The following is a 16,592-nucleotide window of genomic DNA, read 5'->3' on the forward strand; positions in this document are numbered from 1 at the left end:
ATTGCCGTGATTACTGCCGTATGCCGTAGACAGCCATAAAAGCCAGTAAAACATCTGTTAGTGTTACCACGGCATCACGGCATGACTTTCACCAATCAGGTAGGGAGTAGCTATCAGGAGCGTCAGAATTTACCTGATCAGTCTTAACTAATTCAGCTAATCCATCAATTAATTCTTGCTCTGAATAACCAGATAACCTGTCTGCCTTCTTCAAATCACGTAATGTTTTTGGGGTTTTAGTCTTGACATTCTGGAAGTATTCATAAATCTTTTTCGCTACTTCAGATAATGGTTTGGGATGTATCTGGTGAGCCGGACTTAAATTAAATTCCAGGTTAAATACTCTATCTAGATATTCCTGCTCCGAAGCAATCGGCTTGACTTGATTAGATAATTGGGGCATTAATGCCACAATAAAACCCCCAACGGAAGCAATCATAACTGGGCGCAAGTTTTTATAAGAGACTGCTTTAATATCCAAGTATTTAGATTTAATTTGCTCCCGTTCTTGCTTACCTGGGATAATGTCACCTCTATTTAAAATCAACTCCAGCACCCCATAAGATTCTTGCTCCCTTCCATTCTTGATATACCTATTACCTAACAGCAATAAATTCAAGCACATTCTCGTTTGAGCATCCATTTTTTCAATGCCCAATGCTGCCAGATTAAAAGACTGTAGGGAAGCAATAAACTTAGTATTAAACTCTCTACCAATCAGCAGAACATCAAGTAATTTACCCCCATAATTCCAGTCAGAGTAATGCTTACTTAATTGATCAGCAATCACTAACCAGTCATCCAGAATTAGAATCAGTGGTGGTAAGGATTCGCGCTTTGATTCTGGTAGCTGTTTACGCTTTTTGTAGTCGGTGTAAAAGTTGTCAATTACCTCTTTGGCTAGGTCTGGGTTTTCCCCGTCAAAGACAATTACTCTCTCCTTCTCTCGTAAACCGCAAAAACTATCATTCTTAGCACTAATTACCCAGATGTCCGCCCCTGGGGAATCAGCCAAAATCCGCCCAATTAAGTAATTGAGGGTTACTGATTTACCGCTTCCCGGTGCGGCAACTAAAGCAGTGGAACTATCTGCTCTGGCTAGAGCTTGCAAAGTATTCAGGGCAAGAGCTTCTGATGGGTGAAGACTATGGGCAGTATTCTGCTGTAACGCCTGCTGTTCCTCCCCAGTAACTTTATCGTCACCCCTGGCGATATCCTGCATTGATTGCCCTGGTAATGCCCCGGCGGGTTGACCAGTCGCCTGTTGCAGTTGCACCCGTGCCTCTGCCTCCGCCCTCAAACGTACCTGCTCTTGAAAGATGGCTAACTCTTGCGGTGTCATTTTTGACAACTGTGCTGCTCTGACCCGTCGATTCTCCGTCCATTGGTGGAATTCGTAATCTAGTTGTGCGCTATATGCTTCCTTATGAAGCCTTAACCCGTACCAAAGTTTAGAAATTAACCAGTTGCTACGAATTTCTTCCCTAACTGAAGGCATTAGTTGGACTAATCGCCATTCCCTAGCTTTGGATAACCCATAGGCTCCTCCTAGAAAAAACACTGAAGCTAATCCCCACAAAGCCTTATCAGGGTTACTTGGGGGGATTATTCTTAATCTAGTTGCTTTGGTTGGCAGGAAGTTATCACGTTGAAACTCTGGGTTAGCTGGTGTGTAAGCTTCAGCATAAAATTCCGACTCTGGCATTATGTAACGCTTGTTGGGAGTGCAGTACCTTTGACGGTTAACCGGCTTGGTGAGCGTTGAGGGGATGAAGCAATATTCAACCAAACTAATTTGAGTTCCTGTAAATGACTTTGCCCCACAAATTAACCCAATGGTTGCCAGCACCCCCACAGTAATATTGTTGGCTGTTCCTGAACGCAAGTATTCTTCAAATTGTTTGCGTTTCATTGGTTTGTTCCCCTGACGATTGCTGCAATCACCAACAACACAAAAGCACCTACCCCAATCAAGCCCCAAGGTATTTCACTCTTGGGAGTTGGCTTAACTTCGTAGGTTTTAACCTCCTGATAGAACCGTGTCTTACCTGTATTAGTTGCTTCTGACACTGCCCTATATTCATCAAAGGCAATCCACAGCGAAGCTCCTACACTTGCGGTTTGGGCGGTCGCTACCAAAAAATCTTTGTCAATGTGGATTTGTCCGTCGTAGTGAAGCTTGGTCAGGGTATTGGCGAAGAATAGCCCCAGTACAATGCTGCCCAATGTGCCAGAAGCCATTGCCCCAATTCCCAAACTCGTTAGTAGGCTGACTCCAGCATTGGCAGTGAACACTCCCAAGAATGTAGCCAGTGCTTTGTTTAGCAGTTGTTTGTTACTGAAGACATCACGAATGGATTGCTCTAACCGTTCGCCGTCTTCGCTCTCCGGGGTCGGTTTTTCTGAAGTAGTTTCACCCCACATTAACGGTGTGGACTGTTCGCTGGTATTTTGGAACTGCGATAATAGGGAATCAATTTCATTCATGTTTACCTCGCGTGGGTGAAACAGAAAAAGCCAGAGTTTTTGCTAACAACTGGCTTTCCGACTTACTTATGGGTTAGATGCCCATAAAATTGCGAAACCACTGCCCTACTCGGCTAATGCCAGCAGTGCGCGAGTAATTAGGCTTTGGTATGCGGTCGGTTTTCGCTTCACTGCCATTAGTCCACAGTGCGCTAGTAACCGCAGTTTCATAAGCGCGATCCGCCGCGTCTTGTGTCTCAGGCAGCTTGTTAGAAGCTTTGATTAAATCAGCCTCATATTTTGCGATCGCCATCAAATCCGCAGTAGCCCCAGATATCTGAATCAAGGATGAGCGTTGCGCGTGACGGGTTGCCTCGGCAGTGGTGGCGTTGACGTGTTCTGCCTGCATCTCGGTCATCTCGTTTTTGAAACGCTGCTCTCCTGTTTTACTGGTGTTGATAGCTTTCAGGGTTTGCGTACCGTGCTTCTGGGTCAATTGCACCAGTTCAGCGTAGGCTTGGTTTACATCCCCAGTTGTTTCGATAATTTTGCGGTATGCCTCCAAAGCTTTAGGCAGATTAGCCTTAGCTGTGTCAGACAGTCGCGCCATATCTGCAATTTTGGTGATTACCGTTTGGTCGCCAAGGAGGGCTTTGTTGAAGTCCGATTCTGAGACATCAAACAGTCTCCCCATTGCTCCTAAAGTACCTGGGGCAGTGGTGGGTATATGGTTTTTGAGTTTTGCTGCTCCAAAATTACGTGCCATTTTATCTCCTAATAAGGGATGTAGTCATAGTCGATATTGCTGGATGATTGGGGCAACTTATCCCAGTAACCCATCTCTTCAAATCGGCTATAAATTCTCGTTGCTAGTTGCCGTATTGGATCATCAAAATCTTCAGAGATTAAATCAAATCGGTTCTCACCAAATGCCAAAGTATTTGCAATGTCAGGGTCAATCCCATTACCCAAGAATTGACCAAATGCAGCAGAGTATGGATGGTCATCGATGGTTGAATGAGTTGCTAGAAATTCAGTTCCGGTGAAAGGTGGGTAATCTTCACTTTCTTCTAACGGTGTGGAGAGTGCCTGAATATCTGCTGAGATCATTGCTGCCCATTCTTCAGGATTTTCGGCTTTGAATTGAACTAATCTCAGGGCGCGGTCAGTTAGCGGCGATTTGCCCCAATCGTGGGGATTTCTGTAGTCAAGTGTCATTTGTTAAGATCCTTGTAACGATGTGTACTTGATGCACTTTCGGGTGAGGCGATTGCACTTACTTTGGTCGGTGGAGGCAATCGCTTCATCATCAGTTTTCACAAAACTCAACAAGTTCAAAAACCTCCCTCTGCACTTGGTTTTGACTTAATTCTTTTCGTTTGCCTTTCGAGTCAATGAATATGAAAGGGGCATTGACTCGACAATTAGAACGGTGGCTGTAGCGCAATTGTTGACCACGGAATTCATACAAGTGGTTACGTTGTAGGGCTGTCGTTTCTAACATTTGCTCCCTCAAACTTGCGAATAAAACTCGATATTTAGAATCGCTTCGTGAATCTCCATCAAGGCTTGAACGGCATCACCCATCTTTAAGTCATTCGATGTACTGAACCGTTCGGAGGCTTCGATTTGCTTGTAATTTGGCGATGCTTGCACGAACCTTAGAGTCTGTTCGCAACCGAGGATGATGGTCATGATTTCGGTTGTTGTTAGGCTTGGTTGTGTCTTTTGGGTGTCTTGGTCGCTCATGACTTCCTTCCTTTTCTTTGGGTTTTCATCGGTGTGGGTTGGGGTTCTGGCTGATTACTTGGGGATTGTGGCTGGTTCGGCTTTTGAAGTACATAGCTGATTGCACCTCCACCCCCGACAGCTGCGGCAATGGTGAACATATTGTTTCTGCCAAACTGCTGGACTCCAAAATAGCCAAGGGCTAACGCTGCTGCTGTTGCTCCAATGCCTAAAACCGTATTTCTGAATGTGGTTCTGTTCATGCTGCCCCTTTGAAATTAGTGACCATTGCGCTAAGTGCCGATTTATTGGGCTGTGTAGAAAGTGAAGTTTCAACTTTGGGCGATGCTTGCACATTGCCGTGTTGAAAAACTAACTTCTCTACACCTGCTGATAATGCTTGTGTCGGTGCATCTTGGGGTAAATCAAAAATCTTGCACAATTCAATTACTGCTAAGTAGGAGATGGTTATACGCCGAGATTCGTAATTCATTGATTAAGCTCCAATTGAAATTTGAGTTAATAGCTTCAACCCCAAGGCATTGATGAATTGGGGATTATTCAAGACCACAAAGCCTAAACCGGCTAAGTTTTGATCCACCACTGGCAAGGAAACACCCCCACCCCAGGCGACAAGGTATTTAGCGCGGTCTAGATAATTGCCAGCAGTCACAAAGTTGGCGAATTTCTCAATCCGGTTACTCCACCACTGATCTAGACATTGGCTGTACTCGGTTTCAAACTTCTTGCCCGTGAGATGGTTGCCTCCATAAGTAAAAGTGCCTTCGATAATCCCCTGGTTCACCAAACTGGGTGAGTGCTTCACATCCTTGGACAGCAGACTTACTCGGTCGTTTCGCTTGTCTAGTGCCTCTGCAATCATCGAATGCAGTTCACCCGCTCCACCTTCAATCAAGTGACGGTCTATAACTGCACCACTCCCGTTAAACACGGTAATCAACCAAGTGGATGAACCGATATCGAGTGCGATCGCTAATTCTGAGGGGTCAAGTACCAGGGATGCTTCACCGAATAAGCAGTGGGCAATGCTTCCAAATCCTTCGGGATAAATGCCTGTAACCGCGATTTCAACTGTCTTGCTGACAATGGAACGGGTAAGTGGGTGCAGATGCTCAAAAGTGTGAGTCCCTTCTACTCTGCGTTTAATCTCTTGGCCCCAGCGTTCTGGGTTATGGTTGCTCAAACTAATTTCTAGCTTGAACCCATCGGGAATATTCAGAACTGCTAAGTCTGCAAGGATGCTTTCTAATGCCAGTTCTGCTTTTTTGGCTTTGTCCTCGTGTAACAGTGTGTGGTCACTTTGAGCTAGAGCCGCACTGCCCCAGAAGAATTGAACGTCTTTTAAGTCAAGGCGCGTTCCTTCTACATATCGAAGCCATGCCCCATCTTTTGAGATGGTTTCGTGGTGCATGATGTTGCGGTTGCGAACAAGTGAGTATGCGGCTGGCATCATGATAGAAAAATCACCGATGATTGCCTTGCCATACCCTGCACCTGAATCTTTTCCGGCGATGAGGTCAGTTAGCCCGGATTTGGCTAACAAGTCTGCTTGAACTAGCCAGTTTTTGGCATTGGAATATATAGCTGTCATGGTTCAGATGATTGTTAAAGTCTTGATTTTTCTGGCTTTGGAGAATTTAGAGACTGAATCGCCTTAAGTCCAAATATCCAGTTAGCGGTTAGCCCTCACTTCGCTTTCCGGCTTCTATCACCTCTGTTCTGCGTCGTTTTTTGGCTTGCTAATGTCATGTTAACGCAATATTGTGTTGTTGCAACAGCGTGTTAAATGATGTTTTGTTATTGCAACAGTAAAATGAAGCAATAAATCTTATGAGTAATGGCATGGGGAGACGTAATAATCCAGACTATTCACAAATAACCGCTTTAATATCAAAAGATATAGCTAAAAAGTTTCGCCTCTACTGCACGGATCAGGAAATTCAGATTACAGACGCGGTTGAAGAAGCAATCAAAGAGTATCTGAGTAAAAGAGGTGTCTCACTAACTTGATGTTGCAACATTGCGCTAAAATCGCTGTGAAGCTGAAAAGCGATCGCAGAACACAAACAGACTAATCAAAACAAACCAGTATGACGATGACTATATAAAACGTTTGATACTGCCTGCACTGGATAAAGAGTCTAACAAATGGCTATTGGTTCAGAAATGCAGTGTCAAGCATTAGTATCAATACAGTCCGTATTAATTTCACATCATTAATTTTGATGCTGCCAATGTTAGCCGTGAAAGACCCACATACCGATTTTCAACTCCCGCTGCATAACGAAGCAGCATTAAAGTGGATTAGGGAGACGAAAAATTACTACTCCACTGTTGCTCTAGCAGTTGGTGGTACTGCGCTGGTATCTGGCAGCTTCATTAATCCGGCTGCCTGGGCTGCTTTTGCATTGGCTTACAAACCGTTGGTGATCATTCAAAAACTTGCACGGTTGGAAAAATTAACCGACCTACTTTTACAAGAGTTTAAAAGCCAGGGGATAGAAATCTTTCCATTTCCGGGAGGAGAGAAAAACCCTATTGACTTGTTTATTAGATTTCCACGAACAACTCACCTGTTTATCTCCATTCGTTCGATAGGAGATAGGGAGGTAGTCTACAACGAAGCCAGGGAAGCTTTACAACTCAGAAAGAAGGATAAGAATGGTTTGACAACCTGGAAACCTTGTCCACTACTTGAGTTGGCTGATTACGAAAAGTGGCTTAACAAAAACAGAGACTTGTTCGCAATGTCTTCTCGTGAAGCTACAAAAACGCCAACAGCAAAAGTTTTAGCCCTATGGCCTCCTACTAGAGCGGCTTCAAATCTCAATGAACATTTATATTCGTCCGTGGGAAGTATGAGAATTCTGGCTCTTAGGAGAAAAGGTACTATGTTTGTGATTCAAGAGGGGGAAGTAATCGAGTTTGTTAGGGCTTGGTTAGCCCAATACAAATAGGCTAAAAGTTGAAAACCCCTTCGTCCAGTGTGGACAACGGGGCTTTCAAAATTAATTCCATTGGAATTGGGGATTGGGTTTCGCAGCCTAATTAGTATCCCTAATAGTAATTTTATCTTACACGATCAGGTGTAAAGCCAATGTAATACTGGCTCACCAGATGTAAAGAGTGTTTCAAGAATTTTAGCAAATTAGATTTTTGAACGTTTGTACTAGAAAATTACTGCCACGGGATAGCTCCAATTCCTCCACTACATACACATACTGGAGGATTTGTAAAGTGTCAAAAAAACAGCTATTTCATACTGATACTACCAGCAAGCTGCTATTCACAACTATTGCTAACGCTTGCCCCCACTGCGGTAAACCAGACTGGTGCTATTCAATAGAAGAATTTACAGTCTGCGATCGCGATCGCTTTCATCAGCCTAACTATGCACTGGCTCAACCGAAACAATCGCCAACTTATGTATTAAGCAATTGTCAAAAATTAAATAATGTTCAAGGAGGTATCGCGTAATGGTTGCACAATTCTCCAATCAGCAAGCACTCGCCTCCTTTGATATTCGCAATTTTGTAGACAAGTTAGAACCAGCCAGAGAGAAAAATAAATACATCTGCCCAGTTTGTGGCGGGAATGACTTATCTATTGTCCCAGAAACCGGGAAGTACAGATGCTTCAATAATTGTGAGTGTAAGGACATCAGAGAGGCGATTAAACCTTGGGCTGAAGTAGTGGCAGAAAGGGCAGGGGCTAATTACACTCCATCCCTAAACCGTTTGGCTGCGAAGCCCAAGAGAATCTTGCCCAAAAGTGCGCCAATTCCAGATGGTGAATTAGCGCTGGTGATGTTGACCCAAGCGGCGACTGACATACCCCAAACTCAAAACATAACTTGTAAGCTACCAAAGGGAATACCAGGGAATGCAACACAAACGATCTATCCTTACTCACAAACCCAATGGGTAATTCGCTATGAATGGGCGGATTACATCAAAGAGAAGGGAAAAGATAAATCCTTCCGCCAATGGCACAGGCTCCCGGACGGCACACCAGAGATGAGAAAAGGGGATGAACCCTGGAAAGCTTACCGCATTGATGAAGCGATCGCCGCCGCTAAATCTGTGACGGGAACCCCGGCACTACTCCAGCATGAAGGTGAGGGATGCGTAGAAGTTGGTCGAGAGCATGGGCTTGCTGGGATTACGTTTCAAGGCAGTGCATGGGACAAAAAAACCATCACCCCAGAATACCAACTCCTGAAAGATTCAGGCATAGGATTAATCATTTTTCTGCACGATGCCGATGACACTGGCTTAAAGAAACTCCAAACCTGCCAGGACTGTGCAGCCGAGGTGGGAATCGCATTGATCGGAATTAACCCCCATGATATCTGCCCTGGCTTACCATATAAGTCATCAGATATTAAAGAAATTTTGGGGCAGATGGAAGTACCAGAGTTTATCCGTAGGCTAGAGCAAGAAATTCATGCAGCCGTGGCAGAACGGCAAAAGATAGAAGCTAGTGTGTCCAGTGTCCAAAATAATGACTCTGTAGGGACAAACTTCACCCAGCAAGCTTTTCACGCTTTGTACACAGATAAGCACTGGATTACCATTAACAACGAACTTTATTTTCACACTGGAAGCTACTACAAATTATCTCCAGACTCCAAAGAACGGAAGCGCATTACTGACTTTTGCGATTCTTATTCAATTGAAGATGGAAATGGTAAGCAGGAATATCCTTATGCAACACCAAACTGGGTTAAAAAGGTTCTTGAATGGGCAAAATTGCGAACAGAAATCGACCCAGAATTAGTTAACCCTCCCGGAACGAACTGCACTAATGGAGTCCTAAAAATTATTTGGGATAAAGAAGATTTTACTGTTGAAATAAAGCCGCACACACCAGAGGATTACTACACTTACAAGCCATTAGTTGAGTATAACCCTAACGCAGATGATACCTATTGTGAGCAATTACTATCATGTTTGGATAAGCCACAACAAGAGATATTTATAAGGATCGTAGCCGCATCTCTTGATTTAGAAACTGTCAGAAAATTTAAGGGTAGACAGGTAAGGGCATTATTAGCAGTTGGTCTGGGTTCTAATGGTAAAGATGCTTTACGTAGGTGTTTGTCCTCTATTTATGGGGAAGAGAAAGCCTTTACATCTGTTCCCCTGACTGACTTCCAGCTATACGATGAAGGTCGAAAATTTAATTTACATTCATTAATGGGTAGCCGTGTTAATTGGGCTTCAGAAAATGCCCAAACTTGCAGAATTGATAGAATTCAAAGTTTAAAGCTTTTCATTACTGGAGACAAATTACATTATGAACGCAAGGGGAAAGACCATACAGAATTTACGCCGAATGGAATAGGTATCTTTAACTTAAATGAAACTCCAGCAATTCAAGGAGTACTAAAAGCAATTGAAGATAGAATTGCAGTTTTAGAGTTTAGAAAGACTTTCACCGATAACCCTGACCCCAATAATCCAAACGAGTTAAAAGCTGACTCTCGATTTGTTTATGACTTGGATTTCATTAAATCTAACGTAGCCCCAGCATTTCTAAACAGGATGATAAAAGGGCTGAGGGATTTAATAGAACAAGGCATAGATTATAGCTGTACTTCTGATGCTTTTCGCAATCTCCAGAAAGAAAATAATCATCTTTTTGAATTCATTGAATCCAACAATATAGGTTACGTAGAGGGTGGAGAAATAGCGGTAAGCGCTTTGTGGTCAAGGTTGGAGCAATGGTATATCCAAAACGGGACATTAACTATGGACTCTGACGGCAACAGGAGAAGCTGGATAGACCAAGCCCGACCCAGTGACAAGAATGTTAAAGGGGCGAACCAAGTTGCTCCAAGATTTATGCAACTTTTCCCCAAAGCCATTAGAGGTACTAAGTACTGCAACATTGCGAAAAAAGATATTCCTATACTCAAAGGAATTGGAATTACTGAAGTTACCCGACCCAGTTTGACCGAAACCCGACCCAGTTACGACCCAGTTACCGACCCAGAAAACCAGCTACAGCAAGCATCCCGACCCACCCGACCCACTTTTTCTAACTTTCATGAAAGTAACGTTGAAAAGGAAGATATGAAAATTGAATTGCCTTCTCTTCCAGTGCAAAAGGAGGAATACCCCCCCATAACTGGGTCGGGTGGGTCGGAAGTCTTACCCAGTAATGATTATTGCCCCGGTGAGTGGGTCGTAACTGGGTCGGATGACTTAGAAAGTGGGTCGGGTGAATTGCCCAATGAGGACGAGAACTCATACTCACTGTTGCAGATTGAAAAGGACGGCGGGGACATCGCAAGGTTTGTTGGTTGTCAAGTTGAAGTGCGATCGCTTAGTGGCACTGTCAAGTTCGCAGGTGAAATGATTAACTGCAACTCAAAGAATGGGATTATTACTGTGGCAACTGAGCAGGGGAACAGAGATGCATCTTTCTGTGAAGCCTTCGTGATTGCCTGAGTCAAGCCAGGAGCTAATGTCAGGCTCTATGTGATTTCAGCGCAATTAGGGGTAAAGACAAGATACGCGCAAAATTTATCACCATGTAAAGTTTTTGTAACAAATTCAACGTGATCGCCTTTGTCTATATGAGATAAAAGTATGCCTAGTTTGGCTTTCAGGCTAGTGAACGCTTCGCGCTTATCTATCCCAACTTATAAAATATTGCCGAAAACAGAAGCTGAAGGCTCTTATCAAGGAAGTCACGAAATAATCAGCTGTACATTAGCGTTCCTCTATAAGGTGTCTAGACAGATTTCTCATGTGAGTAGAGTTGTCCAGAGTCCTCGGAGTACCGCAACTGGCGAGCGCAATAAGAGCAATAATACTCTTCGCCATCCCAGTAGACAGGATTACCGCAACTATTGCAATACTCAGTATCGCTATATCCGGAATTATTTTGCCAGTGCCAATTGCAGCGTAAAGATGTATCACTTATTGTTTTGATGCGTGTATTAATTGAGGCGATGGCTTGTTCTTCTGCTTCCTGAAGTGAGTTGGCTTGTCCTTTCCAGTGTCTCTCTCCGAATTCAGTTCTGATAAATACTAGAAATTGCATAAAAGTTGTATCTCAGCAGATGTTTTTATCAATAACAGCTATGTAAAATAGTTGTTTTTTAAAGATACTTCCCTTGGCTCGTAGCGAAACTTCTACTATGAGATGTAATCCAGATTTTTTGGGGATAAATTTTTGTCTTTCCAATGACACTGTTAACTCTGCCTGATGATAGAGTCATGAGTTTTGAACACAATTTTTTGGGAAAAACATGAAAACTAACTGAGCAAAACTTTTATAACCAAATTACCAGACATAAAGCGCATTTGGCTTCATCCCAAATTTGATGAAAAAACTGATTTAACTTGCTGCACAAACATCTCATAATCAATAGGCTTGAGGATAATTCCTACTACATTTTCATCTGTAGATAATCCTTCGGAGAAACCGGTGAAAAACAAAACAGGAATATCTAAATGTAACTCTTGCCGAATGTAACGAATCACATCATGTCCAGTCATATCTGGCATAATTATATTTAAAATTAATAAATCATAAGAATTACTTTTGATTTGATTGATTGCCTCTGCCCCACGATGTGCAACATTTACCCTATAACCTTCTTGCTCTAGTATCATTTGGATTAATTCGGTATTATCAGGAATATCATCGCACACCAAAATATTTTTTATGGCTTGATTTTGGTCTGGGTTCTCAGACATAAATTGAAAAATAATTTCGAGTGTGAGTAATTATGGATAATATCAACAAAATCATCTTAGAAAATCTGCATTCTGGGGGAAAAACTGCTGGAGAATTAAAGGATGCGTCTGATTGTAGTTACAGCATCCTTGATAAAGCCTTACGAACCCTCATTGATGCAGAAGAGATTGAACCAGGATGGAGTAATGACGATTTACCTGTGAGAATTTACAAACTTAAGCGCCAAAAAGAATCTGCTCCCTTTTGGAGAATTTAGCAATTTATTACCAGTAATTGAAGGATTTTAATTAAAAAAATTGTGGTATCCTTTAGCCGAAAATGAGTTTCTCTTGATGCCACTCGGAATTAGAGTAACATCATAGGGATGCGGGTAGGTCGTTATCAATCCTCAATCCTTTTTTGCTGTGCTTTAACTGTTTCCAGAATGACTTAATCTGCTCGTAAGCTTCTTCGGGAGAAAACAGCCGAATATTAGCGTTCGTAGAATCTAGAAATTTCTCAATTTATTCTTTGTGACTCGACTAGAAGTAAGTGGCGATTTGACTTTATATATCCTCATCCTTTCGGCAGAGGATAGCTATCACAGCAATAGTCATGCTGTTTAATAGCAACTATTATTCTCACCTTTTCCTTTGTGTTTAACAGAATCAAATTTTTACTTCGAGGATTTATCCAAGGACTGAAGAGTGATTACTGGGCAGAAGTTACCACCCAATGCCCTGACTGCATCTACTATTTTGGGCCTTTTCAAAGTTTTGTTGAAGCGAAAGCTGCCTGCCCCGGATACGTTGATGACCTTAAAAGCGAGGGAGCCTTGGGGATAAAAGTCGTCGTTAAACGCTGCCGTCCTGATGTCTTGACGATTTTTGATGAACAAGTGAGCTAAGTAACAATAGGCCCTTGAGGATTTCCGTCAGCCGAAAATGAACTGTAAACTGTATCAGAGTTGTTATGAGTGAATTAATTTTTGAGCCAGATAAGATTTATGAGTTTGCACAGATCGACAATTTTCGAGTGTCCTGGCGATTGAAATACGTAGAAACAGTTTTCAACCCAGTCAATAAAGAAATACGTTTACATTTTTATAAGCTAGAATCTTCTGTTGAAAAACAAAAAGATATCTACTTGAGTCAAAGCGATATCTACCAACAAGTAGGGAGCATCAATGAAGCTAGCGAATATGAAGTGAGGTATGAATACTAAGAGCGGATTACACCTGATGGTGGGAATAGCGTTGCAACTATAAGCAGATTTTATCAGCCAACGCCAGAATCGCGGTTGTAGCGGTTGGGATTGATAAGCAGAGATTAACGGAGTCGAGTGGGTTCAACCCGGTCACGAAATATATAGGCTTCTAGACGTTTACATTGTTTTATTGACAAAACCTAACCTTGAAAAACTTTATAGCACTACTAATTTAGCTGTGCGATTCTAATCGGGGCAGAATTATGGCATCCCGTGCGCCGCTCGTTTCTTCTTCGACTCCGCACTAACCGTGAGTCGGGCTAATACATTTTCCACTCCCTTGCGTGCTTGTGTCAGATGAATCGGGTCGTTCATCATGACAAAAAGAAAATTCGCAGCCAAAAGCATAGCCTCAATTTCAAAAACCACTTGAGCAACTTCCACATTGGGATCTATCTCTCCCAAATCCTGCGCCTCTTGGATGCACTGCCTCAATAATGTAAGCCACTTGCCTAGCACCTCGACGACTCGATCGCGGGCCGGGCCGGGGCGCGTGTCGAGTTCCGCGGCGACCGAGGCAAAAAAACATCCACCCGGAAAAACTTTGCGTTCGAGATGCGAAAGAAATGAATCAACCAGTGCGTTGAGCCGATAAGTTCCCTCTTGCGCTCTCATTGCAGGCTGAAGCACTTCACGATCAAGAATCTCGGCTGCCGTTTCGATCGTCGCCAACTCCAGTTCTTCTTTGGATTTGAAGTGCGCGTAGAGTCCACTCTTGCTCATGCCAACCTCAGAGGCCAAGTCTCCAAGTGACAAGCCAGTTAGCCCCTTCGTTGTTGCCAGCTTCGCCGCAGCGAGCAGAATAGTAGCGCGACTGGACTGACCTTTCAAGCGGCGGGGTTCACCGTCTGACGAACTGGCTGTTGATGATAAAGCAACGCTCATGACTTGATGCAAAACTTATTACTTGACAATAGCACGAACGGTCGTCATAATCAAAAGAAGAAAAAGAACGAACGTTCGTCTTTTATAGACTCTTCTTTATAGCTACTCTTAATTACAAACTGGAGAAAACTTATGCCATTAGTGAATGTAAAATTGATCGAAGGCGTTTTCACGTCAGCCCAAAAACAGGAGATGATCCGCAAGCTCACTGACACGATGGTGTCGATCGAAGGCGAGAACCTGCGTCCAGTGACGTGGGTTGTGATTGAAGAGGTCAAGAGCGGTGACTGGGGAGTGGGTGGCGCTCCTCTCACCACCGACGATGTGCAGGCGCTTGCGGCTGGCAAGTCCAAAGTTAACGCTTAAAGAAGCACAGCAGCGAACCCGACCATCGCGCTGTGGTTGCAAGTGTGGCCCCTCGCGGATCGGGTCACTGAGCGTGGCCCGTTGGCTAATTCTGTATTGATAACTATTCGCAATAATTGTGCTGTGGCGCGACTTTCAACGGAGTAATGGGGATCGTGGCGTAGTAGACTGTCCATAATAGAACGCGTACACCGGACACTACCACCAATAATAAATGAGGTTGCCACCCCCAACTCGTCTACCCAACAAACATTACAGGTCTAGAGAATACCTTACACCAAGTGAAGTGCGATCGCTACTCGATGCTGCGCTCGATCGTAAAGCTCGTTATTCTCACCGTGATTATACACTGATGTTGCTCATGTTTCGCCACGGTCTGAGGGTGGGGGAAGCTGTAGGGGCTAAGTGCGGGTTGCGCTGGGATGCACTGATGTGGGCCGAACGTCAGATTTTCATCACCAGGGAAAAGGGCAGTGACTCTGGGGTGCATCCCTTGAGAGATGATGAAATAACTTTGCTCAAACAACTCAGAGAGATGTTGCCTGATAGTAAATATATATTCGTTTCTGAGCGCGGTGAGGTGATGTCTACTGATGCGGTGCGAAAACTAATTGGGCGGCTGGCGGCACAGGCGGGGCTTGATATCAAAGTTCACTGTCACATGATGCGCCATGCCTGCGGCTACTATCTGGTGAATCAGGGTTACAACACTAGAGAGATTCAAGACTTTTTGGGACACCGCGATATCAAACACACTGAAAAATATACCAAGCTGAATGCTCGACGCTTCCTGAATTTTGATTGGGGTGATTTGTAAAATGTCGAGAAATATGGATTAAAATCTGAATATTATGTATTTTTTTTAACAAAAATATGATAAATGCACTTAAAATATCTAACTAAAATTAGTTGGTATTTCAAATGGAGTGGCTTGTCTTCTTTCTCATAATTATAATTTTCGGGTTGGGCTACCAACTCTTCCGAGTAAATGCTAGCGTACCGGACAAAGCAAAAGAATATTATGAAACCTGGAAAAAAAGAGATTACGAGTATATAAAGCGAGAACAGCGAGATATTGCCCAACAAGAAATAGAGATACTTGTAAATGAACGGGCACAAAGAGTAGCACGAGAGCAATACGAGTCGTGGCGCTCTAAAGATGTAGACTCTATCAAAAAACAGCAAATAGAAATTGCAACACGCGAAGCACAAGTTTTACTTCAACAATGGATAGATGAGAATAGCAAAACTATTAGGCAAGATGCTATACAGAGAAGTCAATCTGTAATTACTGGAAAAGTCACGGAACACTTTATTCCTTTTCTTCCAGAATTTACCTTCAATCCCAAAGATGCCAGATTTATAGGTAGTCCAGTAGATTTTGTAGTTTTTGTAGTTTTTGATGGATTAGATGAAGATAACCTACGGGAAATTCTATTTATAGAGGTAAAAACAGGATCTTCTTCTTTAAACAAGCGTCAGAGATATATTAAAGAAGCAATCCAAGCCAACAGAGTTAGATGGATTGAGATGAGAAAAAATTAATTATCTTTAGCCCGAAGTTATTAAAAAAGCTTGTTTTTGCATTACCAAAAACCTAAAGGTTTAGCTGGACAAACCAGCTTACCGTAAATTATTCAGCCCCAGATGAACCCGCGAGAGCGATTGCGTCCGTTGGCGGGAAAAGGGGTTTAAACGACATCAAGGCAAACCAGCTTGTTGCAAAGCATTCAGCCTCAGATTAACCCTATCTTGAGCGCTATCACTCAACTCTGCATCACACCAAAATCGATATGATACGGGTCATGAATTTAAGGGTTAGTTTTTTCATCCGGTTTATACTGAGAACGGTGTTTTGCAATCAAGATTCTTATTTCGTTCTTAACTTCACGCCACAATGAAAAATTGGCATGGATTTGCTCCTGAAAGTCATCCCCAATAAGATAAACCTTACCTTCACTATCAAACGCGATTCTCAAGTCATCTGTTTTTATAAATGGCTTAAGTTCCTTCGTTAGGTTAGCAAATGTACTAAAAACTTGTGCGACATTAGCAGAGTTAGGCATGGTGATAGAAGAAAGTAACATTGAATTTCTGCTACTATTAAATAATACCACTGAAATGCCAGTAGCTAATTTGAATACATTTGATGTCAGATAATTTTTGTT

23 protein-coding genes are annotated in these 16,592 nt (G+C 42.9%); 10 read left to right on the forward strand and 13 right to left on the reverse strand.

What is annotated here, in order from left to right; genetic code table 11:
* Positions 1 to 88 precede the first annotated feature (88 nt).
* The 9 genes from FD724_RS33750 to FD724_RS33790 form a co-directional block, all read right to left on the reverse strand.
* Positions 89 to 1,912 carry a hypothetical protein gene (locus FD724_RS33750; protein WP_179076062.1) on the reverse strand — a complete coding sequence of 608 codons (1,824 nt, stop codon included), beginning with the start codon at positions 1,910 to 1,912 and terminating at the stop codon, positions 89 to 91.
* Complete coding sequence (locus FD724_RS33755) at positions 1,909 to 2,487, reverse strand: hypothetical protein (RefSeq protein ID WP_179076063.1); 579 nt, start codon at positions 2,485 to 2,487, stop codon at positions 1,909 to 1,911. The genes FD724_RS33750 and FD724_RS33755 overlap by 4 nt, the downstream gene beginning before the upstream one ends.
* A gap of 73 nt (positions 2,488 to 2,560) precedes the next feature.
* Positions 2,561 to 3,232 (reverse strand): hypothetical protein, encoded by a 672-nt coding sequence (locus tag FD724_RS33760; RefSeq protein WP_179076064.1) that lies wholly within the window; start codon positions 3,230 to 3,232, stop codon positions 2,561 to 2,563.
* Positions 3,233 to 3,240: 8 nt separating this feature from the next.
* Positions 3,241 to 3,684 (reverse strand): hypothetical protein, encoded by a 444-nt coding sequence (locus tag FD724_RS33765; RefSeq protein ID WP_179076065.1) that lies wholly within the window; start codon positions 3,682 to 3,684, stop codon positions 3,241 to 3,243.
* 91 nt (positions 3,685 to 3,775) lie between these two features.
* Entirely contained in the window at positions 3,776 to 3,970 is a 195-nt protein-coding gene (locus tag FD724_RS33770; protein ID WP_179076066.1) for a hypothetical protein, read from the reverse strand.
* 8 nt (positions 3,971 to 3,978) lie between these two features.
* Positions 3,979 to 4,215: a hypothetical protein gene (locus tag FD724_RS33775; RefSeq protein WP_179076067.1), complete on the reverse strand. Its 237-nt coding sequence runs from the start codon at positions 4,213 to 4,215 to the stop codon at positions 3,979 to 3,981.
* The gene (locus tag FD724_RS33780; protein ID WP_179076068.1) at positions 4,212 to 4,457 is read right to left on the reverse strand and encodes a hypothetical protein; all 246 of its coding nucleotides are present in this window, start codon (positions 4,455 to 4,457) and stop codon (positions 4,212 to 4,214) included. Before FD724_RS33780 ends, FD724_RS33775 begins: the two co-directional genes overlap by 4 nt.
* Positions 4,454 to 4,687, reverse strand: a complete 234-nt coding sequence (locus FD724_RS33785; protein ID WP_179076069.1) for a hypothetical protein — start codon at positions 4,685 to 4,687, stop codon at positions 4,454 to 4,456. Before FD724_RS33785 ends, FD724_RS33780 begins: the two co-directional genes overlap by 4 nt.
* A gap of 3 nt (positions 4,688 to 4,690) precedes the next feature.
* Positions 4,691 to 5,806: a ParM/StbA family protein gene (locus FD724_RS33790; RefSeq protein WP_179076070.1), complete on the reverse strand. Its 1,116-nt coding sequence runs from the start codon at positions 5,804 to 5,806 to the stop codon at positions 4,691 to 4,693.
* Positions 5,807 to 6,045: 239 nt separating this feature from the next.
* Between FD724_RS33790 and FD724_RS33795 the strand changes: the two genes are divergently transcribed.
* The 4 genes from FD724_RS33795 to FD724_RS33810 all read left to right on the forward strand — a co-directional run bounded on the left by FD724_RS33795 (position 6,046) and on the right by FD724_RS33810 (position 10,670).
* Complete coding sequence (locus FD724_RS33795; RefSeq protein ID WP_179076071.1) at positions 6,046 to 6,225, forward strand: hypothetical protein; 180 nt, start codon at positions 6,046 to 6,048, stop codon at positions 6,223 to 6,225.
* Between the two features lie 224 nt (positions 6,226 to 6,449).
* A complete protein-coding gene (locus FD724_RS33800; RefSeq protein ID WP_179076085.1) occupies positions 6,450 to 7,172 on the forward strand; it encodes a hypothetical protein in 723 nt (240 codons plus the stop codon).
* Between the two features lie 280 nt (positions 7,173 to 7,452).
* A complete protein-coding gene (locus tag FD724_RS33805; protein ID WP_179076072.1) occupies positions 7,453 to 7,692 on the forward strand; it encodes a hypothetical protein in 240 nt (79 codons plus the stop codon).
* Complete coding sequence (locus FD724_RS33810) at positions 7,692 to 10,670, forward strand: DUF5906 domain-containing protein (protein WP_179076073.1); 2,979 nt, start codon at positions 7,692 to 7,694, stop codon at positions 10,668 to 10,670. Before FD724_RS33805 ends, FD724_RS33810 begins: the two co-directional genes overlap by 1 nt.
* Positions 10,671 to 10,956: 286 nt before the next feature.
* Here the strand turns inward: FD724_RS33810 and FD724_RS33815 are convergent, their stop codons facing one another.
* Both FD724_RS33815 and FD724_RS33820 read right to left on the reverse strand, forming a co-directional pair.
* Entirely contained in the window at positions 10,957 to 11,268 is a 312-nt protein-coding gene (locus FD724_RS33815) for a hypothetical protein (RefSeq protein ID WP_179076074.1), read from the reverse strand.
* Between the two features lie 269 nt (positions 11,269 to 11,537).
* Positions 11,538 to 11,927 (reverse strand): response regulator, encoded by a 390-nt coding sequence (locus FD724_RS33820; RefSeq protein ID WP_179076075.1) that lies wholly within the window; start codon positions 11,925 to 11,927, stop codon positions 11,538 to 11,540.
* Between the two features lie 32 nt (positions 11,928 to 11,959).
* On the opposite strand from FD724_RS33820, the gene FD724_RS33825 reads away from it, so the two are divergent.
* From FD724_RS33825 to FD724_RS33835, 3 genes are all read left to right on the forward strand, one after another.
* Positions 11,960 to 12,184: a hypothetical protein gene (locus tag FD724_RS33825; protein WP_179076076.1), complete on the forward strand. Its 225-nt coding sequence runs from the start codon at positions 11,960 to 11,962 to the stop codon at positions 12,182 to 12,184.
* 378 nt (positions 12,185 to 12,562) lie between these two features.
* The gene (locus FD724_RS33830; protein ID WP_256874671.1) at positions 12,563 to 12,814 is read left to right on the forward strand and encodes a DUF1816 domain-containing protein; all 252 of its coding nucleotides are present in this window, start codon (positions 12,563 to 12,565) and stop codon (positions 12,812 to 12,814) included.
* 65 nt (positions 12,815 to 12,879) lie between these two features.
* Complete coding sequence (locus FD724_RS33835; RefSeq protein WP_179076077.1) at positions 12,880 to 13,131, forward strand: hypothetical protein; 252 nt, start codon at positions 12,880 to 12,882, stop codon at positions 13,129 to 13,131.
* A 243-nt stretch (positions 13,132 to 13,374) separates the two neighbouring features.
* Here the strand turns inward: FD724_RS33835 and FD724_RS33840 are convergent, their stop codons facing one another.
* Positions 13,375 to 14,058, reverse strand: a complete 684-nt coding sequence (locus tag FD724_RS33840) for a TetR/AcrR family transcriptional regulator (RefSeq protein ID WP_179076078.1) — start codon at positions 14,056 to 14,058, stop codon at positions 13,375 to 13,377.
* Positions 14,059 to 14,190: 132 nt separating this feature from the next.
* On the opposite strand from FD724_RS33840, the gene FD724_RS33845 reads away from it, so the two are divergent.
* The 3 genes from FD724_RS33845 to FD724_RS33860 all read left to right on the forward strand — a co-directional run bounded on the left by FD724_RS33845 (position 14,191) and on the right by FD724_RS33860 (position 15,969).
* Positions 14,191 to 14,424 carry a 4-oxalocrotonate tautomerase family protein gene (locus FD724_RS33845; protein WP_179076079.1) on the forward strand — a complete coding sequence of 78 codons (234 nt, stop codon included), beginning with the start codon at positions 14,191 to 14,193 and terminating at the stop codon, positions 14,422 to 14,424.
* A 214-nt stretch (positions 14,425 to 14,638) separates the two neighbouring features.
* Positions 14,639 to 15,241: a tyrosine-type recombinase/integrase gene (locus FD724_RS33850; RefSeq protein ID WP_179076080.1), complete on the forward strand. Its 603-nt coding sequence runs from the start codon at positions 14,639 to 14,641 to the stop codon at positions 15,239 to 15,241.
* Positions 15,242 to 15,345: 104 nt separating this feature from the next.
* Positions 15,346 to 15,969, forward strand: coding sequence for a Holliday junction resolvase-like protein (locus FD724_RS33860; RefSeq protein WP_179076081.1), 624 nt, complete (start codon positions 15,346 to 15,348; stop codon positions 15,967 to 15,969).
* 266 nt (positions 15,970 to 16,235) lie between these two features.
* Here FD724_RS33860 and FD724_RS33865 read toward each other — a convergent pair whose 3' ends face one another.
* Complete coding sequence (locus FD724_RS33865; protein WP_179076082.1) at positions 16,236 to 16,511, reverse strand: hypothetical protein; 276 nt, start codon at positions 16,509 to 16,511, stop codon at positions 16,236 to 16,238.
* Positions 16,512 to 16,592 lie beyond the last annotated feature (81 nt).

Origin of the sequence: Nostoc sp. C057 (genome assembly GCF_013393925.1) — a bacterium.
Lineage (GTDB): Bacteria > Cyanobacteriota > Cyanobacteriia > Cyanobacteriales > Nostocaceae > Nostoc > Nostoc muscorum_A.